This is a genomic window from Streptomyces sp. NPDC047869, assembly GCF_040704065.1.
Classification (GTDB): domain Bacteria; phylum Actinomycetota; class Actinomycetes; order Streptomycetales; family Streptomycetaceae; genus Streptomyces.
The window spans coordinates 168273-193774 of sequence record NZ_JBEYRK010000006.1 but is presented as its reverse complement, the minus strand read 5'-3'; the positions used below and the strand labels follow the sequence as shown (position 1 = coordinate 193774).

The 25502-nt window shown below is 71.8% G+C and carries 23 protein-coding genes and 1 tRNA gene; 20 read left to right on the top strand and 4 right to left on the bottom strand.

The window, feature by feature from the left end; translation table 11 throughout:
* Nucleotides 1-122 precede the first annotated feature (122 nt).
* Complete coding sequence (locus AB0924_RS10915; RefSeq protein WP_366911184.1) at nt 123-2942, top strand: penicillin acylase family protein; 2820 nt, start codon at nt 123-125, stop codon at nt 2940-2942.
* 71 nt (nt 2943-3013) lie between these two features.
* Here AB0924_RS10915 and AB0924_RS10910 read toward each other — a convergent pair whose 3' ends face one another.
* Nucleotides 3014-3634 (bottom strand): 5-formyltetrahydrofolate cyclo-ligase, encoded by a 621-nt coding sequence (locus AB0924_RS10910; protein ID WP_366911183.1) that lies wholly within the window; start codon nt 3632-3634, stop codon nt 3014-3016.
* 95 nt (nt 3635-3729) lie between these two features.
* On the opposite strand from AB0924_RS10910, the gene galU reads away from it, so the two are divergent.
* The 7 genes from galU to AB0924_RS10875 all read left to right on the top strand — a co-directional run bounded on the left by galU (nt 3730) and on the right by AB0924_RS10875 (nt 9366).
* On the top strand, nt 3730-4641 hold the full coding sequence (gene galU / locus AB0924_RS10905; RefSeq protein WP_358928665.1) for a UTP--glucose-1-phosphate uridylyltransferase GalU: 912 nt from the start codon (nt 3730-3732) through the stop codon (nt 4639-4641).
* Nucleotides 4638-5960: a gephyrin-like molybdotransferase Glp gene (gene glp, locus AB0924_RS10900; RefSeq protein ID WP_358928667.1), complete on the top strand. Its 1323-nt coding sequence runs from the start codon at nt 4638-4640 to the stop codon at nt 5958-5960. The genes galU and glp overlap by 4 nt, the downstream gene beginning before the upstream one ends.
* A 113-nt stretch (nt 5961-6073) precedes the next feature.
* Complete coding sequence (moaC, locus tag AB0924_RS10895) at nt 6074-6586, top strand: cyclic pyranopterin monophosphate synthase MoaC (protein ID WP_250399457.1); 513 nt, start codon at nt 6074-6076, stop codon at nt 6584-6586.
* Nucleotides 6583-7098 carry a MogA/MoaB family molybdenum cofactor biosynthesis protein gene (locus tag AB0924_RS10890; protein WP_358928670.1) on the top strand — a complete coding sequence of 172 codons (516 nt, stop codon included), beginning with the start codon at nt 6583-6585 and terminating at the stop codon, nt 7096-7098. Before moaC ends, AB0924_RS10890 begins: the two co-directional genes overlap by 4 nt.
* Nucleotides 7099-7118: 20 nt before the next feature.
* Nucleotides 7119-7745 (top strand): GNAT family protein, encoded by a 627-nt coding sequence (locus AB0924_RS10885; RefSeq protein WP_358928672.1) that lies wholly within the window; start codon nt 7119-7121, stop codon nt 7743-7745.
* Nucleotides 7746-7930: 185 nt separating this feature from the next.
* Nucleotides 7931-9199, top strand: coding sequence for a gephyrin-like molybdotransferase receptor GlpR (gene glpR, locus AB0924_RS10880; RefSeq protein WP_358928674.1), 1269 nt, complete (start codon nt 7931-7933; stop codon nt 9197-9199).
* 93 nt (nt 9200-9292) lie between these two features.
* Nucleotides 9293-9366 (top strand) — tRNA-Ala (locus tag AB0924_RS10875).
* 49 nt (nt 9367-9415) lie between these two features.
* Here the strand turns inward: AB0924_RS10875 and AB0924_RS10870 are convergent.
* Nucleotides 9416-9892, bottom strand: a complete 477-nt coding sequence (locus tag AB0924_RS10870; protein ID WP_366911182.1) for a GNAT family N-acetyltransferase — start codon at nt 9890-9892, stop codon at nt 9416-9418.
* 67 nt (nt 9893-9959) lie between these two features.
* On the opposite strand from AB0924_RS10870, the gene AB0924_RS10865 reads away from it, so the two are divergent.
* A complete protein-coding gene (locus tag AB0924_RS10865; RefSeq protein WP_358928678.1) occupies nt 9960-10763 on the top strand; it encodes an exodeoxyribonuclease III in 804 nt (267 codons plus the stop codon).
* 18 nt (nt 10764-10781) lie between these two features.
* On the opposite strand, the gene AB0924_RS10860 is transcribed toward AB0924_RS10865, so the two are convergent.
* Nucleotides 10782-11402, bottom strand: a complete 621-nt coding sequence (locus AB0924_RS10860) for a MerR family transcriptional regulator (RefSeq protein ID WP_358929012.1) — start codon at nt 11400-11402, stop codon at nt 10782-10784.
* A gap of 189 nt (nt 11403-11591) precedes the next feature.
* Here AB0924_RS10860 and AB0924_RS10855 point away from each other — a divergent pair, with 189 nt between their 5' ends.
* From AB0924_RS10855 to AB0924_RS10840, 4 genes are all read left to right on the top strand, one after another.
* On the top strand, nt 11592-13121 hold the full coding sequence (locus AB0924_RS10855; protein ID WP_358928680.1) for an NAD(P)/FAD-dependent oxidoreductase: 1530 nt from the start codon (nt 11592-11594) through the stop codon (nt 13119-13121).
* Nucleotides 13118-14074, top strand: a complete 957-nt coding sequence (locus AB0924_RS10850) for an alpha/beta hydrolase (protein ID WP_366911181.1) — start codon at nt 13118-13120, stop codon at nt 14072-14074. Before AB0924_RS10855 ends, AB0924_RS10850 begins: the two co-directional genes overlap by 4 nt.
* Entirely contained in the window at nt 14071-14955 is an 885-nt protein-coding gene (locus tag AB0924_RS10845; RefSeq protein ID WP_358928684.1) for an SDR family oxidoreductase, read from the top strand. The genes AB0924_RS10850 and AB0924_RS10845 overlap by 4 nt, the downstream gene beginning before the upstream one ends.
* 87 nt (nt 14956-15042) lie before the next feature.
* Nucleotides 15043-15297: a hypothetical protein gene (locus tag AB0924_RS10840; RefSeq protein ID WP_358928686.1), complete on the top strand. Its 255-nt coding sequence runs from the start codon at nt 15043-15045 to the stop codon at nt 15295-15297.
* 231 nt (nt 15298-15528) lie between these two features.
* Here the strand turns inward: AB0924_RS10840 and AB0924_RS10835 are convergent, their stop codons facing one another.
* A complete protein-coding gene (locus tag AB0924_RS10835) occupies nt 15529-18870 on the bottom strand; it encodes a S41 family peptidase (protein WP_366911180.1) in 3342 nt (1113 codons plus the stop codon).
* Between the two features lie 220 nt (nt 18871-19090).
* On the opposite strand from AB0924_RS10835, the gene AB0924_RS10830 reads away from it, so the two are divergent.
* The 7 genes from AB0924_RS10830 to AB0924_RS10800 all read left to right on the top strand — a co-directional run bounded on the left by AB0924_RS10830 (nt 19091) and on the right by AB0924_RS10800 (nt 25363).
* Nucleotides 19091-19690, top strand: coding sequence for a TetR/AcrR family transcriptional regulator (locus AB0924_RS10830; protein ID WP_358928690.1), 600 nt, complete (start codon nt 19091-19093; stop codon nt 19688-19690).
* Between the two features lie 123 nt (nt 19691-19813).
* Nucleotides 19814-22027 (top strand): MMPL family transporter, encoded by a 2214-nt coding sequence (locus AB0924_RS10825; protein ID WP_366911179.1) that lies wholly within the window; start codon nt 19814-19816, stop codon nt 22025-22027.
* Nucleotides 22028-22176: 149 nt separating this feature from the next.
* On the top strand, nt 22177-22689 hold the full coding sequence (locus tag AB0924_RS10820; protein ID WP_366911178.1) for a YbaK/EbsC family protein: 513 nt from the start codon (nt 22177-22179) through the stop codon (nt 22687-22689).
* On the top strand, nt 22686-23531 hold the full coding sequence (locus tag AB0924_RS10815) for a DMT family transporter (RefSeq protein WP_358928696.1): 846 nt from the start codon (nt 22686-22688) through the stop codon (nt 23529-23531). Before AB0924_RS10820 ends, AB0924_RS10815 begins: the two co-directional genes overlap by 4 nt.
* Before the next feature lie 109 nt (nt 23532-23640).
* A complete protein-coding gene (locus tag AB0924_RS10810; RefSeq protein ID WP_366911177.1) occupies nt 23641-24543 on the top strand; it encodes an NAD(P)-dependent oxidoreductase in 903 nt (300 codons plus the stop codon).
* 55 nt (nt 24544-24598) lie between these two features.
* The gene (locus tag AB0924_RS10805; RefSeq protein ID WP_358928700.1) at nt 24599-25024 is read left to right on the top strand and encodes a PPOX class F420-dependent oxidoreductase; all 426 of its coding nucleotides are present in this window, start codon (nt 24599-24601) and stop codon (nt 25022-25024) included.
* Between the two features lie 63 nt (nt 25025-25087).
* Nucleotides 25088-25363, top strand: a complete 276-nt coding sequence (locus tag AB0924_RS10800) for a DUF1876 domain-containing protein (RefSeq protein ID WP_358928702.1) — start codon at nt 25088-25090, stop codon at nt 25361-25363.
* Nucleotides 25364-25502 lie beyond the last annotated feature (139 nt).

Here is a 25502-nt window from a genome sequence, read left to right as displayed (position 1 = left end):
AGATCGAACGCCCGTGCGTGCCGGTTCCCGACTCCGCGTCAAGCGCGACAGGGCCCTGCGCCTATGGTTGCTCCAGCACTCCAGGACCGCCTGCCGCTCGCGTTAGGACAGCAAGGACAGCGATGCCCCCCAACACCACCGCCACAACGGGTGACACCGCCACGACGGGTGTCGCGTCCAGCACGACCGGGAGGAAGAAGGGGCGCAAAGCCCGGCTCCTCGTGCTGGTGCTCGTCCTGGCCATCATCGGCGGCATCGCCTACGGGTCGTACTGGTCGATCAGCACGGTCCGGGCCTCCTTCCCGCAGACCAAGGGCTCGATCACGCTCGACGGCCTGTCGGGTCCCGTCGACGTCAAACGCGACGGCAACGGCATCCCGCAGGTCTACGCCTCCTCCGACGAGGACCTGTTCATGGCGCAGGGCTACGTCCAGGCGCAGGACCGGTTCTACGAGATGGACGTGCGCCGCCACCTGACCTCCGGGCGCCTGTCGGAGATGTTCGGCAAGAGCCAGGTCAAGAACGACGAGTTCCTGCGCACGCTCGGCTGGGACCGGGTCGCGAAGCAGGAGTACGACACCAAGCTGTCGGCCTCCACGAAGAAGTACCTCCAGGCCTACGCCAAGGGCGTCAACGCCTACCTGAAGGGCAAGGACGGCGCGGAGATCTCCCTCGAGTACGCCGCCCTGGGCTTCACCAACGACTACAAGCCCGTCGAGTGGACCCCGGTCGACTCCGTCTCCTGGCTGAAGGCCATGGCCTGGGACCTGCGCGGCAACATGCAGGACGAGATCGACCGCGCCCTGATGACCAGCCGCCTCGACCCGCAGCAGATCGCGGACCTCTACCCGGAATACCCCTACAGCCGCAACAAGCCGATCGTGCAGGAGGGGCAGTACAGCGAGCTGTCCGGGACCTTCCAGCAGAGCGGCGCCGCGAGCGGCTCGCAGGGCACGGCGGGCACGACCGGTTCACAGGGCACGACGGGCACCGGCACCGGCACCGGCACGGGCACCGGCACCCAGAGCGCCACCGGTTCGGCCCTCACCAGCCAGCTCGCGGGCCTCTACAAGGTCCTCGACGACGTCCCCGCCGCCGTCGGCGTGAACGGCCAGGGCATCGGCTCCAACTCCTGGGTGGTCTCCGGGAAGTACACGATCACCAAGAAGCCGCTGCTCGCCAACGACCCGCACCTGTCGGCGTCGCTGCCGTCCGTCTGGTACCAGATGGGCCTGCACTGCCGGAGCGTCTCCGCCAAGTGCCAGTACGACGTCAGCGGCTACACGTTCGCCGGGATGCCCGGTGTGATCATCGGCCACAACGCGGACATCGCCTGGGGCATGACCAACTCCGGTGTCGACGTCAGCGACCTGTACTTGGAGAAGCTCTCCGGCGAGGGCTACCTGTACGACGGCAAGGTGCGGCCCTTCAAGACCCGCGAGGAGACCATCGAGGTCGCCGGCGGGGACGCCAAGAAGATCGTCGTCCGCCAGACCGCCGACGGCATGCCCCTGCTGTCCGACCGCGACGACGAACTCGTCCAGGTCGGCCGGCGGGCCACCGTCAACACCGCCGCCCCCGACCGCGGCGACGGCTACGGCATCGCCCTGCGGTGGACCGCGCTCGACCCGGGCACCTCGATGGACGCCGTGTTCGCCCTCGACAGGGCGGCCGGCTGGAGCGACTTCCGGTCGGCGGCCGCCCTGTTCGACGTGCCCTCGCAGAACCTGATCTACGCGGACACCAAGAACCACATCGGCTACACGCTGCCCGGGAAGATCCCCACCCGCTCCTCGGCCGCCGACGGCTCCGTCCCGGTGCCCGGCTGGGACGCCAAGTACCGCTGGACCGGGTTCGTCAAGGACGACGAGCTGCCCTACGAGTACGACCCCGAGCGCGGCTACATCGTCACCGCCAACCAGGCCGTGGTCGACAAGGACAAGTACCCCTACACGCTGACCGGCGACTGGGGTTACGGCACCCGCAGCCAGCGCATCACCGACCTGATCGAGTCCAAGATCAAGGACGGCGGCAAGATCTCCACCGACGACATGCGGCAGATGCAGATGGACAACAGCAGCGAGATCGCCAAGCTGCTGGTGCCCAAGCTGCTGAAGATCAACTTGGACGACAAGTCCGTCCGCGACGCCCAGAAGCTGCTGGAGGGCTGGGACTACACCCAGGACGCCGACTCCGCGGCCGCCGCCTACTTCAACGCGGTCTGGCGCAACGTCCTCAAGCTCGCCTTCGGCAACAAACTCCCCAGGGAGCTGCGCGTCAAGGGCCAGTGCCTGTGGGTCGACAAGACCGACAGCACCGGGCCGCTCGACGACGACGGCAAGGTGCGCGAGTGCGGTGAGCGCGACGCCGACCAGGCGCAGCCGGACGGCGGCGACCGCTGGTTCGAGGTCGTGCGCAAGCTGATGGACAAGCCGGACAGCGACTGGTGGAAGACGCCCGAGCGGGGCACGCGCCCCGCGGCGACCGACCGCGACTCGCTGTTCGCCCGCGCCATGATCGACGCCCGCTGGGAGCTGACCTCCAAGCTCGGCAAGGACATCGACACCTGGAGCTGGGGCCGGCTGCACCGCCTGTTCCTGAAGAACCAGACGCTCGGCACCGGGGGCCCCAAGGCCCTGCAGTACGTCCTCAACCGCGGCCCCTGGAAGCTCAGCGGCGGCGAGGCCACCGTCAACGCCTCCGGCTGGAACGCCGCCGGCGGCTACAACGTCGTGTGGGTGCCGTCCATGCGGATGGTGGTCAACCTCGCCGACCTCGACAAGTCCAAGTGGATCAATCTGACCGGTGCCTCCGGGCACGCCTTCAGCGCCCACTACACGGACCAGACGGGCAAGTGGGCCAAGGGTGAACTGCTGCCCTGGGCCTTCTCCGAGGGAGCGGTCGGCAAGAGCACGAGCGACACCCTCGTGCTCAGGCCGTGAGCCGCTGACGCACGAACGCCGGACGGCCCTCCACGCGCGCGTGGAGGGCCGTCCGACGTATGCGAACCCGCTCAGGCGCCCGTGAAGCGGCGCACGCCCGACGGCGTCACCACCGCGTGCACCGGACGGTCGTGGGCCTGCGCCGGGACCCGGTCGACGACCTCCGTGTCGTACAGCAGCACCACCAGCGCGGGCTCCGCACCCGCGCGCTCCAGACGCGCGAGCACCCGGTCGTACGACCCGCCGCCGCGCCCCAGGCGCATCCCGCGCGCGTCCACCGCGAGCCCGGGCAGCAGCACGGCGTCCGCGCCGGTCACGGCGGCCGGGCCGAGACGCTCGCCGGAGGGCTCGAACAGGGCCATTTTTCCGCCATGTTGAATTCGCGCGAGGGAGTCCGGACCGGTGTACTCCCCCCAGTCCAGATCGTTGTCGGGCAGGAGGGCGGGGAGCAGGACGCGCACGCCTCGCGCGCGCAGGGCGTCCAGCAGGGCGAGCGTGCCGGGCTCCGTGCCGACGGAGACGTAGGCCGCCACCGTGCGCGCACCCGCCAGTTCGGGCAGCTCCAGAGCGCGCCCGGCCAGCGCTTCGCCCGCCGCCCGGACGACATCCTCCGTCAACCTGTTCCTCACCGCGAGGAACTCCCGCCGCAATGTCCGCTTGTCAGGCTCGGCCGTGCGTCCGTCGTGTTCCACTGGTCGTTCCGCACCCCTTTCTCAATGTGCTCATATGAGGGCCAATTAACCGGAGCCGCGGATTCCTTACAAAGGCACCGGATAAGGTTGCGGACATGACTCAGTCGCACCCCAGGATCAGCAAGGCTGTCATTCCCGCAGCAGGCCTCGGCACCCGGTTCCTGCCGGCCACCAAGGCCACTCCCAAGGAGATGCTGCCGGTCGTGGACAAGCCGGCGATCCAGTACGTGGTCGAGGAGGCCGTGTCGGCGGGGCTCGACGACGTCCTCATGATCACCGGACGCAACAAGCGTCCCCTCGAGGACCACTTCGACCGCAACTACGAGCTCGAATCGGCGCTCGGGAAGAAGGGCGACGCCGAGCGGCTCGCGAAGGTGCAGGAGTCCAGCGACCTGGCCACCATGCACTACGTGCGCCAGGGTGACCCCAGGGGCCTCGGCCACGCCGTGCTCTGCGCGGCCCCGCACGTCGGCCAGGAGCCCTTCGCCGTGCTCCTCGGCGACGACCTGATCGACCCCCGCGACCCGCTGCTCCAGCGCATGATCGAGATCCAGGAGCAGCACGGCGGCAGCGTGATCGCGCTCATGGAGGTCGCGCCCGAGCAGATCCACCTCTACGGCTGCGCGGCCGTGGAGGGCACCCCCGACAGCGACGTGGTCAAGGTGACCGGGCTGGTCGAGAAGCCGGACCCGGCCGACGCCCCCTCCCACTACGCGGTCATCGGCCGTTACGTCCTCGACCCGCACGTCTTCGACATACTCCGCAAGACCGAGCCCGGCCGCGGCGGCGAGATCCAGCTCACCGACGCCCTCCAGCAGCTCACCGAGGACGAGAAGGTCGGCGGCCCGGTGCACGGCGTCGTCTTCAAGGGCCGCCGCTACGACACCGGCGACCGTGGAGACTACCTGCGTGCCATTGTCAGACTGGCGTGCGAACGTGAGGATCTGGGCCCGGACTTCCGGACCTGGCTCCGCAGTTACGTAGCCGAGGAGATGCAGGAACGTTGAGCAGCGCCGCGACCCGCCCCGCCGGCCCGGACGACCTGTGGTCGGTGGACGACCACCTGGAGGACGTCCTCGGCAGCGTCCGCCCCCTCGAACCCATCGAGCTGCAACTGCTCGACGCCCAGGGTTGCGTCCTGGTCGAGGACATCACGGTGCCGGTCTCCCTGCCGCCGTTCGACAACAGCTCCATGGACGGGTACGCGGTACGGGTCGCGGATGTCGCGGGCGCCACCGAGGAGTTCCCGGCCGTCCTCGAGGTCGTCGGGGACGTCGCCGCGGGTCCGGGCGAGCCGGTGCGGGTCGGGCCCGGCCAGGCCGTCCGCATCATGACCGGGGCGCCGCTGCCGCCCGGCGCCGAGGCCGTCGTGCCCGTCGAGTGGACCGACGGCGGGCTCGGCGAGGGGCCCGTCACCGGGATGCGGGCGCGCAGTCTGGCACCGGAGGGCGGCGAGGGGCAGGTGCGCGTGCACCGCCCCGCCGAGGCACGCGCGCACGTGCGGGCCAAGGGCAGCGACGTGAAGGCCGGCGACCTGGCCCTGGAGGCAGGGACGGTCCTCGGCCCGCCGCAGCTCGCGCTGCTCGCCGCGGTCGGCCGGGGCACGGTACGGGTGCGCCCGCGCCCGCGCGTGGTCGTGCTGTCCACGGGCAGCGAACTCGTCCAGCCCGGTGAGGCGCTGAAGAACGGCCAGATCTACGACTCCAACAGCTTCGCCCTCACCGCGGCCGCCCGGGACGCGGGCGCCATCGCCTACCGGGTCGGCGCTGTCGCCGACGACGCCGACACCCTCCGGTCCACCATCGAGGACCAGCTCGTCCGCGCCGACCTGATGGTCACCACGGGCGGGGTGAGCGTCGGCGCGTACGACGTGGTCAAGGAGGCGCTGTCCTACGCGGGGGATGCGGACGAGCCGGGCAGCGGGGTGGAGTTCCGCAAGCTCGCCATGCAGCCCGGCAAGCCCCAGGGCTTCGGCTCCATCGGCCCCGACCACACCCCCCTGCTGGCCCTGCCCGGCAACCCGGTGTCCTCGTACGTCTCCTTCGAGCTGTTCGTCCGGCCCGCCATCCGCACCCTGATGGGTCTCAAGGACGTCCACCGGCCCCGTGTCAGGGCCACCCTGACCGCGGACGGGCCGCTGCGCTCGCCCAAGGGGCGACGGCAGTTCCTGCGCGGCAGCTACGCCGACGGCACGGTGCGCCCGGTGGGCGGCGCCGGCTCCCATCTGGTCGCGGCGCTGGCGCATGCCGACGCGCTGATCGTCGTCCCCGAGGACGTGGAGTCCGTCGAGCCGGGCACCGAGGTGGAGGTCGTGCTGCTCGGCTGAGCGCCCCCCGGGGGTCCTGGCCCGGTGCCCGGCCCGGCTTGGCGGTACCGTGTCGCGCACAGCAGGCCCGTGCACCGCACCGCGACGGGCCCGGACCGGGAGCGCCACACAGCATGACTGAGCCTTCCCGGGGGGACACCCCCGGAGCCGCCGCACAGGACCGACTGACGCACATCGACGCGGCGGGCGCGGCCCGCATGGTCGACGTGTCCGGCAAGGACGTGACCGCCCGCACCGCGCGCGCGAGCGGCCGGGTCCTGGTGTCACCCCGGGTGGTCGAGCTGCTGCGCGGCGAGGGCGTCCCCAAGGGCGACGCCCTGGCCACCGCGCGCATCGCGGGCATCATGGGCGCCAAGCGCACCCCGGACCTGATCCCGCTGTGCCACCCGTTGTCGGTGTCCGGTGTGAAACTGGACCTGTCGGTCGCGGACGACGCCGTGCGGATCGAGGCCACCGTCAGGACGACGGACCGCACGGGCGTCGAGATGGAGGCCCTCACCGCGGTGACGGTCGCCGCGCTCACCGTGATCGACATGGTCAAGGCGGTCGACAAGGGAGCGGTCATCACGGACGTACGGGTCGAGGAGAAGACGGGCGGCAAGTCGGGCGACTGGAGCCGGGCATGAGCGCCGGGCCGTACCGCGCGCTGGTCGTCACCGCCTCCAACCGCGCCGCCGCCGGGGTCTACGAGGACAAGGGCGGCCCCCTGATCACCGAAGGCCTTGCGGGCCTCGGCTTCGCCGTCGACGGGCCGCGGGTCGTGCCCGACGGGGACCCGGTGGCGGCGGCGCTGCGGGAGGCCGTGGCGGCCGGTTACGACGTGGTCGTCACCACCGGCGGCACCGGTATCTCGCCCACCGACCGCACGCCCGAGGCGACCCGGCAGGTGATCGACCGCGAGGTGCCGGGCATCGCCGAGGCCATTCGGGCGTTCGGACGGGAGAAGGTGCCCACCGCCGCGCTCTCCCGCGGACTGGCCGGGGTGGCGCTGGGGACGCTGATCGTCAATCTGCCGGGTTCCAGCGGCGGGGTGCGGGACGGGCTCGCCGTCCTGGAGCCGCTGCTGGTCCACGCCGTCGACCAGATCCGCGGCGGTGACCACCCCAGACCCGGTGCCGGCAGTGGGGGTGCGAGCTGAACAGCCCGTCCTGGCCCGTCGTGCTGGCGGACGGCGATGTCGTCCTCCGGCCGATAAAGCTGCGCGACCAGCGGGTCTGGCGCGAGGTCAACCGGCGCAACCGCGACTGGCTGCGCCCCTGGGAGGCGACCATCCCGCCGCCCACCCCCAGCGGTCCGATCACCCACCGGCCGACCTACCGGCAGATGGTCCGGCACCTCAGGTCCGAGGCCAACGCGGGCCGGATGCTGCCGTTCGTCATCGAGTACCAGGGGCAGCTCGTCGGGCAGCTGACGGTCGCCGGGATCACCTGGGGGTCGATGTGCTCGGGTCACGTCGGCTACTGGGTGGACGAGGGGGTGGCCGGACGCGGGGTGATGCCTACGGCGGTCGCGCTCGCGGTCGACCACTGTTTCCGCACCGTCGGTCTGCACCGCGTCGAGGTCTGCATTCGCCCCGAGAACCGGCCCAGCCGCCGGGTCGTGGAGAAACTCGGATTCCGCGAGGAGGGGCTGCGGCCGCGTTATCTGCACATCGACGGGGCCTGGCGCGACCACCTCGTCTACGCGCTCACGGTGGAGGAGGTGCCCGACGGCCTGCTCGCGCGCTGGCAGCGGGCACGATCCGAGCGGGGACGGCAGGAGAACACCCCGAGGAATCCCGCCTGACCCTGAAATTGAATATATGTTCGAAATTGATCGCCCGGAGGTCGCCTCAAGACATTCAATTCGCGACTTCCCACGGTCCACTGGTCGCACCGGTCGCAAAAAAAGCTCGAAATATCAGCCAGATCGTGCGACACACCGGCCCAATTGGCGGATGGCCCCACGCAAACCCCTCTACCGTGTGAGACGTGAGCAGCAGCGGCCTCATCTACGCAGTCATCGTCGGGGCCTGGGCCGCCTACTTGGTGCCGATGTGGCTCCGTAGGCAGGACGAGCTGAACGAGGCCCGTCCGACGGAACGCTTCAGCACCGCCATCCGGCTGCTGTCCGGACGGGCGGGTATGGAGCGCCGGTACGCCAAGGACCTGCGGGCGCGCTCCGCCGAGGAGGGGGAGCCGGACGCCGGTGACCCGGACGCCGTCACCGACTCGGTGGACGTCCGGTCCTTCGCCATGCCTCCGACCCGCCGTCAGGTACGCGCCGACGTCGAACCGGAGCAGACGGACCGGGAGGAACCCGAGCGCGACCGGCCCGGCACCCCGGCGCCCAAGTCGCCCTCCGCCACGCCCAAATCGTCGCCCGCGCCGAAGTCCGCGTCTGCGACCGGCTCCGTCCCCGTGCCCGCACAGGCACGGGTGCCCGCCCCGCGGAACACGGCCGCGGCACAGGCGGCCGCGGCGCGTGCCCGGCGCTCGAAGGTGCTCGCGCGCCGTCGGCGCACCACCGTGATGCTCTTCATCGCCTTCACCGCCGGTGCCATCGTCGCCGCCGTCGGCGGCCTCGCCTTCCTCTGGGCGCCCGGCGTGCCCGCCCTCATGCTCAGCGGCTACATCGCGTACCTGCGTACGCAGGAGCACAGCCGCTTCGCGTACCAGATGGACCGCCGCCGCGCCGAGGACGCCGCCCGCAGCCTGCGTGAGCGCCAGCCGCGCCGGCGCGCGCCCCTGGACGCGGACCCGGCCGCCGGCGAACCGGAGGAGGAGCCGGTGACCGGAACCGACACCGGCATGTCCGTGCTCGCCGCCGACCGCCGGGCCCTCGTCGAGCAGACCGACCACGCCGAATGGGTCGACCAGCAGCGCGAGCGGCAGCGCCGGCCCGGCCACGGGGACAGCTGGGACCCGGTACCGGTGCCGCTGCCCACCTACGTGACCGCACCGGTGGCGCCCCGGGCAGCCGCCGACGTCGACCTCGGCGCGCCCGACACCTGGAGCTCGGCGCGCTCGGGCCCCCTGGTGCCGGAGCAGGACGGCCACGCACCGGACGCCGAGGCGGACCGGGCGGCCGCCGAGCGCGAGCCGGCCGACGGCCGTGGTGACTCCGTCCCGCCCGCCCGGTCCCGCTCGCGCGGGGCGGCCTCCGGCACGGCTTCCGCACGCCGGACGCGCGAACGCGGACGCACCCCGCTCTTCGACCAGTACGAGGACGGCGACCGTCCGCGCGCGGCCAACGAGTGACAGTGGTCACGGCCCCGGAAGTCCGCCCCTGACCAGTCAGGGAACGGATTTCCAAGCACCCCGACGGGGATGCTAGAGTTTCACTCGTTGCAAGGGCCTGTGGCGCAGTCCGGTAGCGCACCTCGTTCGCATCGAGGGGGCCAGGGGTTCAAATCCCCTCAGGTCCACGCATCATGAAGCCCCAGTCGGCGAAAGCCGACTGGGGCTTCATCGTGTTCACAGCCGCTTCGCGTAGCAGAGGCTCTCCTCGTGGTGGCGGTAGTAGCCGAACTTGGCGCAGGGCTCGTAACCGCTCGACGCGTACAGGGCGATGGCCTCCGGCTGCTTGGTGCCGGTCTCCAGGACCATGCGGACGCGGCCGGCCATGCGGGCGTCCTCCTCCAGGGCCGCGAGAATGCGGCGGGCGAGGCCGAGACCGCGCATCTCATCGACGACGAACATGCGCTTGAGCTCGGCGTCGCCGTCCTCGTTGCCCTCGCCGTTGCTGTCCTGGCTGCGCCAGCCGCCGGTGGCGACCGGCCGGTCGCGCTCGTCGTACACGATCAGGTACGCGCCCCGGGGCGGGTCGAAGTCGGTGGCGTCGAGCACCGTGGCGTCGCCGCCGTCGCCATAGCGCAGGTGGTACTCCTCCTGGACGACGTCGTTGAGCTTGACGGCGTCGGGGTGGTCGAAACGAACGCGGCGTATATTCATGCTGGGCATCGTACTTCTATGCATAGGGAAAAACTGACCTCGACCAGTGTGCCGGTATCGTGCCCTGGTGCTGACTGTGACCTCGGTGAACGTGAACGGACTGCGGGCCGCCGCCAAGAAGGGCTTCGTGGAGTGGCTCGCCCTGACCTCCGCGGACGTCGTCTGTCTGCAGGAGGTGCGCGCCGAGCCGCACCAGCTGCCCGAGGAGGTCCGGCAGCCCGACGGCTGGCACGTCGTGCACGCCCCGGCCGCCGCGAAGGGGCGCGCGGGCGTCTCGCTGTACACGCGCCGCGAACCCGACCGCGTCCGCATCGGCTTCGGCTCGGCCGAGTTCGACGGCAGCGGACGGTACGTGGAGGCCGACCTGCCCGGCGTCACCGTCGCCTCCCTCTACCTCCCCTCCGGCGAGGTCGGCACCGAGCGCCAGGACGAGAAGTTCCGCTTCATGGACGAGTTCCTGGTCCACCTCAAGGGGCTGCGGGAGCGGGCCGCCGCCGACGGGCGCCACGTGGTGGTCTGCGGCGACTGGAACATCGCCCACCAGCGGGCCGACCTGAAGAACTGGCGCGGCAACACCAAGAACTCCGGCTTCCTCCCCGAGGAGCGGGACTGGCTCACCCGGGTCCTCACCGCCGAGGACGGCGGCTACGTGGACGTCGTACGCGCCCTGCACCCGGACGTGGAGGGCCCGTACTCGTGGTGGTCGTACCGGGGGCGGGCCTTCGAGAACGACACGGGATGGCGGATCGACTACCACCTGGCCACGCCGGGGCTCGCGGACCGGGCGGTCAAGGGGTTCGTCGAGCGCGCGGCCACGCACGCCGAGCGGTGGAGCGACCATGCGCCGGTGACCGTCGTCTACGACCTCTAGGGGCCTCTGGCGGCCCGCTCAGCCCCGTTTGCTGATCCTCCGGTCCAGGGCCAGGGAGAGTTCCGCCTCCACGACGCTGCGGGCCAGGGGGCGCAGGCGGTGGAGGTCTTCCTCGGGGGCGTGGCGGAGGATCATGTCGGTGAAGAGGGTGGCGAGGGCGTCGGCGTGCTCGCGGACGCGTTTTCCGGCCGCCAGGACCTCCGCCAGGGGTATGCCCTCGCGGACCAGGGCGGAGGAGACGTCCAGCAGGCGGCGGCTGATGTGGACGATCTCGTCGCCGTCGGTGCCCAGATAGCCCAGGTCCATGGCGGCGGCCAGGTTCTCCGGGGTGACCTCGCCCTCGAAGCGGGCGGCGAGTTCCTCGGGAGTGAGGCGGACCGGCTCCTCCTCGGTGGGGGTGCCCACGCCGAGGACGTCGGCGACGTCGCGGCCCTGGTCGAGGGCCTCCGCGAGTTCCGCGATGCCGGTGAGGGTGTGGCCGCGCTCCAGGAGCGCCGCGATGGTGCGCAGGCGGGCCAGGTGGTGGTCGTCGTACCAGGCGATGCGGCCCTCGCGGCGGGGTGGCGGGATCAGCTTGCGTTCGCGGTAGAAGCGCAGGGTGCGCACGGTGATGCCGGCCAGACGGGCCAGTTCCTCCATGCGGTACTCGCGTGCCCCGCCGCCCTGCTCGACCTCGTGTCCGCCGTCGTCCGTCACGGTCGCAGCCTATGTTGTACCGCCGGTAACTTTCCCTTTCTCACCCCCTACCGCTCGGTACGCCGCTGCTCTACAGTCCCATTGCGCCAGTGTTCACTGGCAGAGTCCAAGGCGATGCGTGGAGGCTTCGGGATGGCCGAGCACGAGCATGTACGGGTGGCGGTGATCGGGTCCGGGTTCGGCGGACTGGGGGCCGCGGTGCGGCTGCGCCGCGAGGGGATCACCGACTTCGTCGTCCTGGAGCGGGCCGACAGCGTCGGCGGCACCTGGCGGGACAACAGCTACCCCGGGTGCGCCTGTGACGTGCCCTCCCATCTGTACTCCTTCTCCTTCGCGCCCAACCCCGACTGGCCGCGCACCTTCTCCGGGCAGGAGCACATCCGCGCCTATCTGGAGCACGTCGCCGACGTCTTCGGGCTGCGCCCGCACATCCGTTTCGGCGCCGAGGTGAAGCTGATGCGCTGGGACGGCGAGCGGCTGCGGTGGGAGATCGAGACCGCGCGGGGCACGCTCACCGCCGACGTGGTCGTCTCCGCCACCGGGCCGCTGTCCGACCCGAAGGTGCCCGAGATCCCGGGGCTCGAGTCCTTCCCCGGCAAGGTGTTCCACTCGGCCCGCTGGGACCACGACTACGACCTGCGCGGCAAGCGGGTCGCCATGGTCGGCACCGGCGCCTCCGCCATCCAGATCGTGCCCGCCATCCAGCGCCAGGTCGGACGGCTGACCCTCTTCCAGCGCACCCCGCCGTGGGTGATGCCGCGCATGGACCGCGCCATCAGCGCGGCCGAACGCCGGCTGCACCAGGCGCTGCCGTTCACCACCAGGCTCAGGCGCGGGATGCTGTGGGGCATCCGGGAACTCCAGGTGCAGGCGTTCACCAAGCACCCCGACGAACTCGGGCTGATCGAGCGGCTCGCCAAGCGCAACATGGCCCGCGCGGTGAAGGACCCGGCGCTGCGCGCCAAGCTCACCCCCGACTACCGCATCGGCTGCAAGCGGATCCTGCTGTCCAGCGAGTACTACCCGGCGCTGGCCCGGCCCAATGTGGACGTCGTCGCGAGCGGGCTCAGCGAGATCCGCGGCTCCACCGTCGTCGCGGCCGACGGCAGCGAGGCGGAGGTCGACGCGATCATCTTCGGCACGGGCTTCCACGTCACGGACATGCCCATCGCCGAGCGGGTGGTCGGAGCGGAGGGCGTCACGCTCGCCGAGACCTGGAAGGGCGGGATGCAGGCGCTGCGCGGCGCCTCGGCCGCCGGGTTCCCGAACTGGATGACGATCATCGGGCCCAACACCGGCCTCGGCAACTCGTCGATGATCCTCATGATCGAGTCCCAGCTCAACTACATGGCGGACTACCTGCGCCAGCTCGACGTGCTCGGAGGCCGCGCCGCCCTGGACGCACGGCCCGCCGCCGTCGACGCCTGGAACCACAAGGTCCAGGAGCGCATGAAGCGGACCGTGTGGAACACCGGCGGCTGCACGAGCTGGTACCTCGACCCGAGCGGCCGCAACACCACCATCTGGCCCGGCACGACGGCGGAGTTCCGGCGCGCGACCCGGCGGGTGGACCTGGCGGAGTACGAGGTCGTCCGGCAGCCCGGCGCCCGGGCCGCCGAGGCCGGTCCGGTGGCGGGACGGCAGAGCGAGGCCGCCGTATGAGCCGGATCACCGCGATGGCCTCCGGCCCCTACGCCCCGCCGGTGCCGGACCGCGTCCTCACCGTGGTCTCCGCCGACGGTGCCCGGCTGCACGCCGAGGTGCACGGCCCCGAGGACGCGCCCCCCGTCGTCCTCTCCCACGGCTGGACCTGTTCGACCGCGTTCTGGGCGGCGCAGATCCGGGAGCTGGCGGCCGACCACCGGGTGATCGCCTACGACCAGCGGGGGCACGGGCGCAGTCCGGCGAGCCGCGCCTGCACCACCGAGGCGCTCGCCGACGACCTCGAGGCGGTGCTCGCCGAGACCCTCGCGCCCGGGGAGAAGGCACTGGTCGTCGGCCACTCCATGGGCGGGATGACGGTCATGGCCGCCTCCGCGCGTCCCCGCTTCCGTGAACACGCCGCGGCCGTCCTGCTGTGCAGCACCGGCAGCTCCCGGCTGGTCGCCGAGGCGCGTGTGGTGCCGCTGCGCGCCGGGCGGGCACGCCCCTGGCTCACCGGGCGCGTGCTCAGCTCGCGCGCCCCGCTCGGGCCGGTCACGCCGCTGGCGATGCGGGTCCTCAAGTACGGCACCATGGGCGCCGGTTCGGCCCCGCACATGGTGGAGGCGTGCGCGCGGATCGTGCACGCCTGCCCGCGCACCGTGCGTCACGCCTGGGCGGGCATGCTCGCGGCGCTCGACCTCGACCACGGGGTGCGGGAGTTGCGCGTGCCCACCGAGGTGCTGCACGGCGCCGCCGACCGGCTGACGCCCGTGGCGCACGCCCACGCGCTGGTCGCCGCGCTGCCCCGGTGTCTCGGTCTCACCGAGCTCCCCGGCGTCGGCCACATGTCTCCCGTCGAGGCCCCGGAGCGGGTGACCGGGAGAATCCGGGAGCTCGTCACCACCTACGTCACGGGGGACGCCCCCGTCTCCCGTTCCACCGTCGTGCAGCAGATCAAGGAGGGCGCATGAGCAGGGTCAGCCTCGAAGGACAGGTCGCCGTCGTCACCGGAGCGGCGCGCGGCGTCGGCGAGTTGCTCGCCCGCAAGCTCTCCGCACGCGGTGCCAGGGTCGCGCTGGTCGGCCTGGAGGAGGACGCGCTCAAGGAGGTCTCCGGGCGGCTGCACAGCGAGAGCGCGCACTGGTACGCCGACGTCACCGACCACGAGGCGATGAGCCGGGTGGCGCAGGAGGTGAAGGCGCGCTTCGGCAAGGTCGACATCGTCGTCGCCAACGCCGGTGTGGCGACCGGGGGGCCCTTCATCGACTCCGATCCGGAGGCCTGGCGGCGGGTGATCGAGGTGAACCTGATCGGTTCGGCGGTCACGGCCCGCGCGTTCCTGCCGGTGCTGGTCGAGAGCCGGGGCTATCTGCTGCAGATCGCCTCACTCGCCGCGATCACCCCGGCGCCGATGATGTCGGCGTACTGCGCCTCCAAGTCGGGTGTGGAGGCGTACGCGCACAGTCTGCGGGCCGAGGTCGGCCACCAGGGCGTCCGGGTGGGCGTCGGGTACCTGTCCTGGACCGACACCGACATGGTGCGCGGCGCCGACCAGGACGACGTGATGCGGGAACTGCGGCAGCGGCTGCCGTGGCCGTCGAACAAGACGTACCCGCTGGGCCCGGCGGTGGACCGGATCGTCGCCGGCATCGAGCGGCGTTCGGCGCATGTGTACGGGCAGTGGTGGCTGCGCGGTATGCAGGGTGTGCGCGGCTATCTGCCCGCGCTCATCGGCACGGTGGGCCAGCGGGAGATGCGGCGGTTCGCGCCACGGCTCCAGGGGATGCGCTCGGGACTCGTCGGCGCAGGTGGGGAGGCCGATGAGGCGGCCCGCGCTACGCAGCGTAACTGATCGACATGCGCAGCGTGTTGGGCCGTGTGAATCTGGTCGAGGCCCCAGCGGGGGCCGAACCCCCACCCACTTCGGGAGTGAACCCACATGGGTATGAAGGACCAGTTCAGCGAGAAGACCAACGTCCGGCAGGACCAGGCCCGCGAGAAGGTCGGCCAGGCCCGGGAGAAGGCCGGCCAGGGTCAGCGCGGCCCGCAGCAGGGCCAGCACGGGCAGCAGCACGGGCAGCAGCAGGGTCAGCGTGGCCACCAGCAGCCTGAGCGGGGCCGTCAGAACATGCGCGACAGCGAGGAGTCGGAGCGGGAGATGGATGACCGCTTCGACGCCGACTACGACGCGTAACGCTGCGCCGGCTTCGGCCGGATTGGCAGCTTGGGGTGCCCCCCGATTCTTTCGGGGGGCACCTTGCTGTGTTCGGGGGTGGGGCGTCGGGGCGGGGTGTCGGGGGTGCGTTGTGCGGTGCGGGTGGGTGGGGGCTTGTCGCGCAGTTCCCCGCGCCCCTTAGAAGATTGCGCAGTTCCCCGCGCCCCTGAAAGCTTGCGCAGTTCCCCGCGCCCCTAGGTGGTGGGTCTCCTAGGTGGTGGGTCTTGGGGGGAGGGTGGGGCGGGGGGTGTTGGGGACGGCGGAGTAGTCGGGGGGTTCTGCTGCGGGGTTGGTCTGGAGGAGTTCCAGGGCCAGTTGAATCGCGTCGTCGAGTTGGGCGTGGCGGCCCTCGGCCCAGTCGAGCGGCGTGCGCAGGATCTCCAGGTCCGGGGTCACGCCGTGGTTCTCCACGGACCAGCCGTAGGCGTAGAACCAGGCCGCGTTCATCGGGACCGTGATCACCGTGCCGTCGCCGAGCCGGTGCCGGCCGGTCATGCCGACCACGCCGCCCCAGGTGCGCTGGCCGACGACCGGACCCAGCTTGAGCAGCTTGAAGGCGGCGGTGATCATGTCGCCGTCGGATGAGGTCGCCTCGTCGGCGAGGGCCACGATCGGGCCCCGGGGCGCGTTCGAGGGGTACGACACCGGCTGCGCGTTGCGGGTCAGGTCCCAGCCGAGGATCGTACGGCTCAGGGTCTCGATGACGAGTTCGCTGATGTGACCGCCCGCGTTGCCGCGCACGTCCACGATCAGCGCGGGCCGGGACACCTCCATGCGCAGGTCCCGGTTGAACTGGGCCCAGCCGGAGCCGCCCATGTCGGGGATGTGCAGATACCCGCACCGGCCGCCGCTCAACTCCCGGACGACCTCGCGGCGTTTGGCCACCCAGTCCTGGTAGCGCAGCGGCCGCTCGTCGATGAGCGGCACGATGGCGACCCGCCGGGACCGCCCCGGCTCGCCCGGCGGCGAGGTGAACGTCAGCTCCGTCGTCGTCCCGCCCGAGCCCGCGAGCAGCGGGTACGGACCGGTCACCGGATCGACGGGGCGGCCGTCCACGTGGGTCAGTACGGCGCCCTCCCGGATGCCCGTGCCGGCCAGCGGCGAGCGGGCCTTGGAGTCGGAGGAGTCGCCGGGCAGGATCCGCTTGACCGCCCAACCGCCGTCCCGTTCGACCAGGTTGGCGCCGAGCAGGCCCTGCCAGCGCTGGTAGTGGGGCGGGCCCTCGTTGCGGCGGGCGGCGGTGACGTAGGCGTGCGAGGTGCCCAGCTCGCCGAGGACCTCCCGCAGCAGGTCGGCGAAGTCGTCGGGGGAGGCGACCTGTTCGACCAGCGGCCGGTACTGGTCGAGCACCCCGTCCCAGTCGATGCCGCACATCCCGGGATCCCAGAAGTAGGCGCGGATGAGACGGCCGGCCTCGTCGTAGGCCTGGCGCCATTCGGCGGGTGGATCGGCGTGATGCACGATGCGGCGCAGGTCGATCCAGACGGTCGTGTCGACGTCGCCGGGCTCGGTCGACGGCACCGCCCGCAGGTCGCCCTCGTCGACCACCACCAGCCGGGTCGCGTCCCCGCTCACCGCGAACCAGTCCAGGTGGTCGACCAGTTCGGACTTCTTGGCCTTGGCGATGTTGAAGTACTCGAGCGTCGGCCGGCCGCTGATGTCCGCCGGGTTGGCGAAGGTCTCGCCGAGCGCCCCGGAGATGGGCCAGCGCAGCCACACCAGGCCCCCGCCGGCCACCGGGTACAGCGCGGAGTACTTGGAGGCGACGACCGGGAACGGGGTCACACGGTTCTCCAGGCCCTCCACCTCCACGGTCACCGCGCCGCCCTCGCCGCCGCCCTCGTCCTCGAGCGGGTCGAGCCCCCCGGCGGCCGGTCGGCCCTCGGGGTTCAGGGCGAACGGTGAGGGGGTCGCCGAGGAGAGCGGGACCAGGTACGGGCGGCAGCCCAGCGGGAAGGACAGGTCGCCGGTGTGGACGTCGTACACCGGGTCGAAGCCGCGCCAGGACAGGAAGGCGAGGTAGCGGCCGTCGCGGGTGAAGACGGGGTTCTCGTCCTCGAAGCGGCCGTTGGTGACGTCCACGATGTGCCGGTCCTTGATGCGGGCCAGCTTGATCTGCCGCAGCGAGCGGCCGATCCCCGGGTGGGACCAGGTGATCCAGGAGCCGTCGGGGGAGAAGGCGAGGTCGCGTACGGGCCCGTTGGCGGACCGGATCAGCTCGGTGACCCGGCCGTCCGGGACCGCGGCGGCCCCGCCGCCGGAGTCGCCGGAGTCCCCGGAGTCGTCCCCGGCCCCCGCCGGGCCCTCTTCGGCGGTCCCTGCCGCTCCCTCGGGCGCCTCTTCGTCCGTGACGTCGATCAGCAGCAGCCGTCCGTCGTGGGAGGCGATGGCCAGCCGTTCGCCCAGCGGGTCGGACACCATCTCCAGGACCCGCCCCAGTTCGCCCTGGCCCAGCCGGCGTGTGGCGCGGTCGCCGGAGGCACGGGGGAGCCGGGCGATCTCGACGGCGTCCTCGCCCTCGGCGTCCGTCACGTACGCCACCTGCCCGGTGGAGCCGAGCATCTCCGGCAGCCGGACCCGGACCCCGGGCGTGTCCGTGATCGTGCGGGACGGGCCGTCCCGGTGGGTGAGCCAGTACAGGCTGCCCCGGACGACGACCGCGCTGGCCCGCCCGGTCTCGTCCACGGAGATGCCGTCCACGTGCTGGGCGGCCGGCACCTGGTGTCGGCGGCGCCCCGCGCGCGGGCCGCCGAGCCGGACGTCCAGCCTGCGCGGTACGGCGTCCGGGGCGAAGTCCTCCACGAGCCACAGCTCGCCCGCGCACTGGTAGACCACCCGGGTGCCGTCGCTCGAGGCGTGCCGGGCGTAGAAGGCGTCGTGGTCGGAGTGGCGGCGCAGGTCGGAACCGTCGTACGCGCAGGAGTAGAGGTTGCCGACGCCCTCGTGGTCGGAGAGGAAGGCGATCCGGCCGCCGACGAACATGGGCGAGTGCAGATGCCCGCCGATGTCCGGCAGCAGCCGCTGTCCGTGCAGCCAGAGCCGGCCCATGGCGCCGCCCCGGTACCGCTTCCAGGAAGCGGGTTCGTGCGGCGGGGTGCCGGTGAGCAGCAGGCTTCTGCGCTCGCCGTCGATGTCGGCGGCCTGGATGTCGGAGACCGGTCCCCAGGGCAGTTTGCGGCCGGGCGCGCCGTCCGTGGTCAGCTTGTAGGCCCAGGTGAAGTAGGAGAAGGGCTCGCCGTGGGAGGTGACGGCGAGGATGTAGCCGTCGGGGGTCCAGCCGCACACCCGGGTGTCGGCGCTGCCCCAGTACGTGAGCTGCCGCGCCGGTCCGCCGTCGACGCCGACGAGGTGGATCTCGGGTGCGAGGTTGCGCCAGGTGGCGTAGGCGATGTGGCGGCCGTCGGGCGAGAAGCGGGGGTGCCCGGTCTTGGCTCGGTCCACGGTCAGCCGCCAGGCCCGGCCCGGGGAGTCCAGGGGGGCCAGCCAGAGGTCGTCCTCGGCCACGAAGCACAGCAGGTCGCCGTTGAGGTGGGGCAGGCGCAGATAGCTCACCTCCCCATGCTTTTCCGGGCGAGGGGGCCCAGCAACCGGAGCGGGCCGGAGCGGGCCGGAGTGGAGCCGGAGCCGGCCCGGGCGGCCCCTTATGGAAATCCGACAGGCGTGACCCAGGACACGAACGAAACCGTTTCGTTTCGCTTGCGGGCGGGGTACATTCGTCGTGTACGAAACCGTGTCGTTCCAAGCGGGCAGCCGCATCGGGAAGGTGAGAGACATGACTGAGACCGTCGCCGTGCGTCGCAGTCGGATCACGCCCGAACGCGAGGCCGAGTTGTACGAGGCCGTGCTCGACCTGCTCCGCGAAGTCGGTTACGACGCCCTCACCATGGACGCCGTCGCCGCCCGCACCCGGTCCAGCAAGGCCACGCTCTACCGCCAGTGGGGCGGCAAGGCCGAACTGGTCGTCAAGGCCATCCGGCACGGCAAGCCCGACCGGATCGGTGAGACCGACACGGGCACGCTCCGGGGCGACCTGCACGCGCTGGTGCTGCTCGAGGACGACTGCACCATCGAGCAGAACTCGGCGCTCATGCGGGGCGTCGCCATGGCGATGCACAACAACCCGGATCTGCGCGAGGCCTTCCGGGCCCAGCTCGTGGAGCCGGAGATCTCCGGCTTCCACCAGGTGATCCAGCGTGCGATCGACCGGGGCGAGATCCGCCCCGACTGTCCCGCGCTCGACTTCCTGCTGCACATGATGGTCGGCGGCTTCGCCACCCGGGCGCTGCTCGACGACCAGCCGCCCACCCGGGCCTTCCTCACCTCGTACATCGACGCCGTGGTCCTCCCCGCCCTCGGCGTCACCACCTCCTGATCACGCTGATCATCCCCTGATCGCTCTCCCCAGCAAGCCCATCTTCTGACGTCACCGCTCACGTCGTCGGGCTGATCGCCCCTGCCCAGCTGAACCCAACGACCTGACCGGGAGTACGCCCTCGTGGCCACGTTCCTCTACAAACTCGGCCGGCTCGCCTTCCGGCGACGGCACTTCGTCGCCCTCATATGGGTCGCGCTGCTCACCCTCGCCGGGGTGGGCGCCGCCTCCGCGCCGCCCGCCGGCAGCACCTCCTTCTCCATCCCCGGTACGGAGGCCCAGAAGGCCTTCGACCTGCTGGAACAGCGCTACCCCGGGATGAGCGCCGACGGCGCCACCGCGCGGGTCGTCTTCAAGGCGCCGGACGGTGAGAAGATGACGGACAAGGCGAACAAGGCCACCGTCCGCAAGACGGTGAAGGAGCTGCAGAGCGGCTCCGAGGTGGCCTCCGTCGCCGACCCGTACGCCGGGCACGCCGTCAGCAAGGACGGCACCATCGCCTACGCCTCGGTGAAGTACAAGGTCTCCGGCATGGAGCTGGAGGACTCCGCCAAGGACGCCCTCAAGGACGCCGGGCAGGACGCGCGGGACGCCGGGCTGACGGTCGAGATCGGCGGTGACGCGCTGACCGCGACTCCCGAGACCGGCTCCAGCGAGGTCATCGGCATCGCGATCGCCGCGGTCGTCCTCGTCATCACCTTCGGCTCGCTGCTCGCGGCCGGATTCCCGCTGCTGACCGCGATCATCGGCGTCGGCATCGGCGTCTCCACGATCGCCGCGCTGGCCAATGCCCTGGACCTGGGCTCGACCACCTCCACCCTGGCCTCGATGATCGGCCTCGCCGTCGGCATCGACTACGCCCTGTTCATCGTCTCCCGCTACCGCGCCGAACTGGCCGAGGGCCGCGGGCGCGAGGAGGCGGCCGGCCGGGCCGTCGGCACGGCGGGCTCGGCGGTGGTCTTCGCCGGACTGACCGTCGTCATCGCCCTCGTCGGCCTCTCCGTGGTCAACATCCCGATGCTGACCAAGATGGGCGTCGCCGCCGCCGGCACGGTCGCCGTCGCGGTCCTGATCGCGCTCACCCTGATCCCGGCACTGCTCGGCTACGCGGGCCGCAGGATCAAGCCGGCCGGCGAGAAGAGCAAGCTGCTCGGCGGGGGCCGCACTCCGAAGAAGCCGGGCCGCCCGAACATGGGCACCCGCTGGGCGAGCTTCGTCGTACGGCGCCCGGTCGCCGTGCTGCTGCTCGGTGTGATCGGCCTCGGCGCGGCGGCCATCCCGGCCGCCTCGCTGGAACTGGGCCTGCCCGACGACGGCTCCCAGCCGGTCTCCACCACCCAGCGCCGCGCCTACGACCTCCTCTCCGAGGGCTTCGGCCCCGGCTTCAACGGCCCCTTGATGGTCGTGGTCGACGCCAAGGACAGCGACCACCCCAAGGCGGCCTTCACCAAGGTCGGCGACGAGATCAAGGGCCTGAAGGACGTCGTCACGGTCACCCCGGCCACCCCCAACAAGGCGGGCGACACCGCGACGATCACCGTCGTCCCGGACTCCAAGCCGTCGTCGGCGACCACCGAGGATCTGGTGCACGCCATCCGTGACAAGGGCGCGGACATCACCTCCGCGACCGACGCGAAGGTGCTGGTCACCGGCTCCACGGCGATGAACATCGACGTCTCGCAGAAGCTGAACGACGCCCTGCTGCCGTACCTCGCCCTTGTGGTCGGCCTCGCGTTCCTGCTGCTGATCGTGGTCTTCCGCTCGATCCTGGTCCCGCTGAAGGCGGCCCTCGGCTTCCTGCTCAGCGTGATGGCCGCCCTCGGCGCCGTGGTCGCGGTCTTCCAGTGGGGCTGGCTGTCGGGCCTGATGAACGTGGAGGAGACCGGCCCGGTCATGTCGATGATGCCGATCTTCATGGTCGGCGTGGTCTTCGGACTGGCCATGGACTACGAGGTGTTCCTCGTGACCCGGATGCGCGAGGCGTACGTCCACGGGGAGAAGCCCCAGCAGGCCGTCGTCACCGGGTTCAAGCACGGGGCGCGCGTGGTCACGGCCGCCGCCGTCATCATGATCGCCGTCTTCTCCGGCTTCATCGGCTCCAGCGAGTCGATGGTGAAGATGATCGGCTTCGGTCTCGCCGTCGCCGTCTTCTTCGACGCGTTCATCGTCCGCATGGCCATCGTTCCGGCGGTGCTCGCGCTGCTCGGCAAGCGGGCCTGGTGGCTGCCGAGGTGGCTGGACCGGGCGCTGCCCAACGTGGACGTCGAGGGCGACGGACTGCGCACCGACGCGGACCGCCGGGACCCCGACGAGGAGAAGGAGCTGGTACGCGCCTGACGTACCGCTTGTGTGAAGACCAGCCGGTGAGGGATCCGTGGGGACGGGGCTGCCCTCACCGGCTTCTTCCTGTCCGCCGCCGGGCCGGGCGACCGGCCCGGCGGTAACCCGTTCGCGTGCCCCGTACAGGCACCGCTAGCGTGCCGGTCATGACGACAGCCGCCACTGACGCCGGAGAATCCGGGGCTCACCCGCGTTTCGCCGAGGCCCTGCGCGCCCTCGGCCTCGACGAGGTACTCGCCCGTGCCCGCCGCTTCCCCGAGGGCACCCGTACCGCCGCGGAGGCCGCCGCGGCGGTCGGGTGCGAGCTGAGCCAGATCTGCAAGTCACTGATCTTCGCCGCGGACGGGGTGCCGGTCCTGGTGCTGATGGACGGGGCCTCACGCGTGGACCTGGAACGGGTGCGCGAGGAACTGGGGGCCCGGCAGGTCACCCGGGCCGGCGCCGGCCTGGTCCGTGAGACCACCGGATACGCCATCGGCGGCGTACCGCCCTTCGGGCACCGCACCCGGACCCGGGTCCTCGCCGACCGCTCGCTGCTCGCGCACGACGTGGTGTGGGCGGCGGCCGGGAATCCGCACACCGTCTTCCCGATCGAGCCGAAGGCGCTCGTCGCCCACGCGGGCGCCGACCTGGTGGACGTGCGCGAGCGGACCGCGTGACGCCCCTGGTCACCGCGGCGGTGCTGTGTGCCGCGGTCACGCACGCGAGCTGGAACGCCATCGCCCACCGGATCACCGACAAGCTGGTCGGGTTCACCCTGATCTCCGGCGGCGGCCTGCTGATCGGGCTCGTCATGGCGCTGTTCGCGCCGTTCCCGGCCGGGGCCGCCTGGCCGTACCTGCTCTTCTCGGCGGCCGTGCACATCGCCTACTACGCCCTGCTGATGACCTCTTTCCGGCTCGGCGACTTCGGCCAGGCCTACCCGATCGCCCGCGGCACCGCACCGCTCGTGGTGACCGTGCTGGCGGCGGTGTTCGCGCACGAGGTCCCCGGACCGTGGGCGGCGGCCGGGATCGCCGTGTCCTGCGTCGGGCTCACGGGCGTCAGCCTGTGGGGGCTGCGCGGGCACCGGCCCGACTGGGCCGCGATCGGCGCCGCCCTGGCGACCGGCCTGACGATCGCCGCGTACACGGTGATCGACGGCCTGGGCGTACGCGCCTCCGGGACGCCCCTCGGCTACATCGCCTGGCTCATGGCCGTCCAGGGGCTCGCCATCCCGGCGTACATGTACGCGCGCGTACGGGGCGACATCGTCCGGCAGCTCCGCCCGTACGCGGCCCTCGGCCTGTTCGGCGCCGCGCTGTCCGTGTCCGCGTACGCCCTCGTGCTGTGGGCGCAGACCCGGGCGGAGCTGGCGCCCATCGCGGCGCTGCGCGAGTCCTCGATCATCGTCGGCGCGGCCATCGGCGCGGTGTTCTTCAAGGAACGGTTCGGCGCGCCCCGGATCGCGGCGGCGGGCCTGCTGGTCGTCGGCATCGGACTGATGCTGCACGCCGGGTAGGGCGGCCCGGGCGGAAAGGAACGGCACGAAGCGGTGACCCGGGGAAGATGACGTGGGACCACGAGGACAAGAACCCCGGGGTCACGAACCGCACGACAGGGAGCCGTCCATGACCGACAAGCCGACCGTCGCCGTTCTGGGCACCGGCATCATGGGTGCCGCGATGGCCCGCAACATCGCCCGCGCCGGACTCGGCGTCCGGGCCTGGAACCGCACCAGGGAGAAGGCCGAGCCGCTGGCCTCCGACGGGATCCGGGTCACCGGCACGCCCGCCGAGGCCGTCGAGGGCGCCGACGTCGTCCTGACCATGCTCTACGACGGCAACACCGCCCTGGACGTCATGCGCGAGGCGGCACCGGCGCTGCGCTCCGGCGCCGTCTGGGCGCAGTGCACCACCGTCGGCACCGGACTCGTCGCCGATCTGGCCGGATTCGCCGCAGAGCACGGGCTGGTGTTCTACGACGCCCCCGTCCTCGGCACCCGCCAGCCCGCCGAGGCCGGTCAGCTCACCGTGCTGGCCGCCGGGCCGGAGGAGGGCCGGGAGACGCTCGCGCCCGTCTTCGGCGCGGTCGGCGTCCGGACCGTGTGGACCGGAGACGACGGGGCCGCGGGCAGCGCCAGCCGGCTGAAGCTGGTCACCAACAGCTGGGTCCTCGCGGTCACCGCGGCGGCCGGCGAGGCGCTGGCCCTCGCCAAGGCGCTCGACGTGGACCCGCAGGACTTCTTCGCCCTGATCGAGGGCGGGCCGCTCGACATGGGGTACCTGCGTGCCAAGGCCGGCCTGGTGCTGGACGGCAAGCTGACGCCCGCCTCCTTCGCCGTGGGCACGGCGGAGAAGGACGCCCGGCTCATCGTCGAGGCCGGCGAGCAGGGCGGAGTACGGCTCGACGTCGCCGCCGCGACCGCCGAGCGGTTCGCCCGCGCCGCCGCCCAGGGCCACGCCGACGAGGACATGGCCGCCGCCTACTTCGCCAGCTTCGACGAGAGCTCCGGCGACAAGCCCGCGGGCTGAGAACCGGATTCAGCACCGGGACAGAGCGAGACCGAGCGAGACCGAGGAGAGCACCGTGTCGAAACCCCCGCTGCCGCCCGAGGCCCAGGAACTGCTGCGCCGCCCCAACCCCTGCGTCATGGCCACCCTGCGTTCCGACGGGGCGCCCGTCACCACGGCCACCTGGTACCTGTGGCAGGAGGACGGCCGGGTGCTGATCAACCTGGACGAGGGCCGGGTCAGGCTGCGCCACCTGCGCCGCGATCCGCGCATCAGCCTCACCGTCCTCGCCGACGGCGACTGGTACACCCACGTCACGCTGATCGGGCGGGTCGCCGAACTGCGGGACGACGAGGACCTGGCCGACATCGACCGGCTGTCCGAGCACTACACCGGCAAGCCCTACCCGGAGCGGTCCCGGCCCCGGGTCAGCGCGTACGTCGAGGTCGAGCGCTGGCACGGCTGGGGCGAGTTCAGGGACAGCGACCAGGCCTCCACGTGACGTTCCGCCCGTGTGGGAGCACCCTGGAACCAGCGGGAATCACTGGTTCCGGAGGTGGCCGACATGACGAAGACCACGGTGGGATGGCACATCGAGCTGGAGTTCCAGGAGGACGACACGCACACCCGGGCGGCCGCTCTGGTACGCCTGCCCGACGGCAGCGAGGTACGGGCGCACGGCCACGCCAGCCGGCACAACGTCGACTCCAACCAGCCCCGGGTGGGCGAGGAGATCGCGGGCGCCCGCGCTTTGAACGAACTGGCGATGCAGTTGCTGACCAAGGCGCACGGCGAGATCGACGCGGAGTCCGGGCGGACCTCGCACCCGATCCACGTGTGACGCGGGCGGCCGCTTACCCGAGCGCCGCCAGCCCCGCGCGCACCGCCCGGACCAGTGCCTGCGCCCTCGGGTCCGCCGTCACGCTCTTGCGGAAGCCGTTGGTGACGTAGCCGAAGGCGACGCCGGTCTCCGGGTCGGT

Coding starts and splice junctions, on each gene's coding strand:
- AB0924_RS10915 (WP_366911184.1), top strand. CDS start 123: ATGCCCCCCAACACCACCGCCACAACGGGTGACACCGCCACGACGGGT.
- galU (WP_358928665.1), top strand. CDS start 3,730: ATGACTCAGTCGCACCCCAGGATCAGCAAGGCTGTCATTCCCGCAGCA.
- moaC (WP_250399457.1), top strand. CDS start 6,074: ATGACTGAGCCTTCCCGGGGGGACACCCCCGGAGCCGCCGCACAGGAC.
- AB0924_RS10890 (WP_358928670.1), top strand. CDS start 6,583: ATGAGCGCCGGGCCGTACCGCGCGCTGGTCGTCACCGCCTCCAACCGC.
- AB0924_RS10870 (WP_366911182.1), bottom strand. CDS start 9,892: ATGAATATACGCCGCGTTCGTTTCGACCACCCCGACGCCGTCAAGCTC.
- AB0924_RS10860 (WP_358929012.1), bottom strand. CDS start 11,402: ATGGAGGAACTGGCCCGTCTGGCCGGCATCACCGTGCGCACCCTGCGC.
- AB0924_RS10855 (WP_358928680.1), top strand. CDS start 11,592: ATGGCCGAGCACGAGCATGTACGGGTGGCGGTGATCGGGTCCGGGTTC.
- AB0924_RS10850 (WP_366911181.1), top strand. CDS start 13,118: ATGAGCCGGATCACCGCGATGGCCTCCGGCCCCTACGCCCCGCCGGTG.
- AB0924_RS10845 (WP_358928684.1), top strand. CDS start 14,071: ATGAGCAGGGTCAGCCTCGAAGGACAGGTCGCCGTCGTCACCGGAGCG.
- AB0924_RS10840 (WP_358928686.1), top strand. CDS start 15,043: ATGGGTATGAAGGACCAGTTCAGCGAGAAGACCAACGTCCGGCAGGAC.
- AB0924_RS10830 (WP_358928690.1), top strand. CDS start 19,091: ATGACTGAGACCGTCGCCGTGCGTCGCAGTCGGATCACGCCCGAACGC.
- AB0924_RS10820 (WP_366911178.1), top strand. CDS start 22,177: ATGACGACAGCCGCCACTGACGCCGGAGAATCCGGGGCTCACCCGCGT.
- AB0924_RS10810 (WP_366911177.1), top strand. CDS start 23,641: ATGACCGACAAGCCGACCGTCGCCGTTCTGGGCACCGGCATCATGGGT.
- AB0924_RS10800 (WP_358928702.1), top strand. CDS start 25,088: ATGACGAAGACCACGGTGGGATGGCACATCGAGCTGGAGTTCCAGGAG.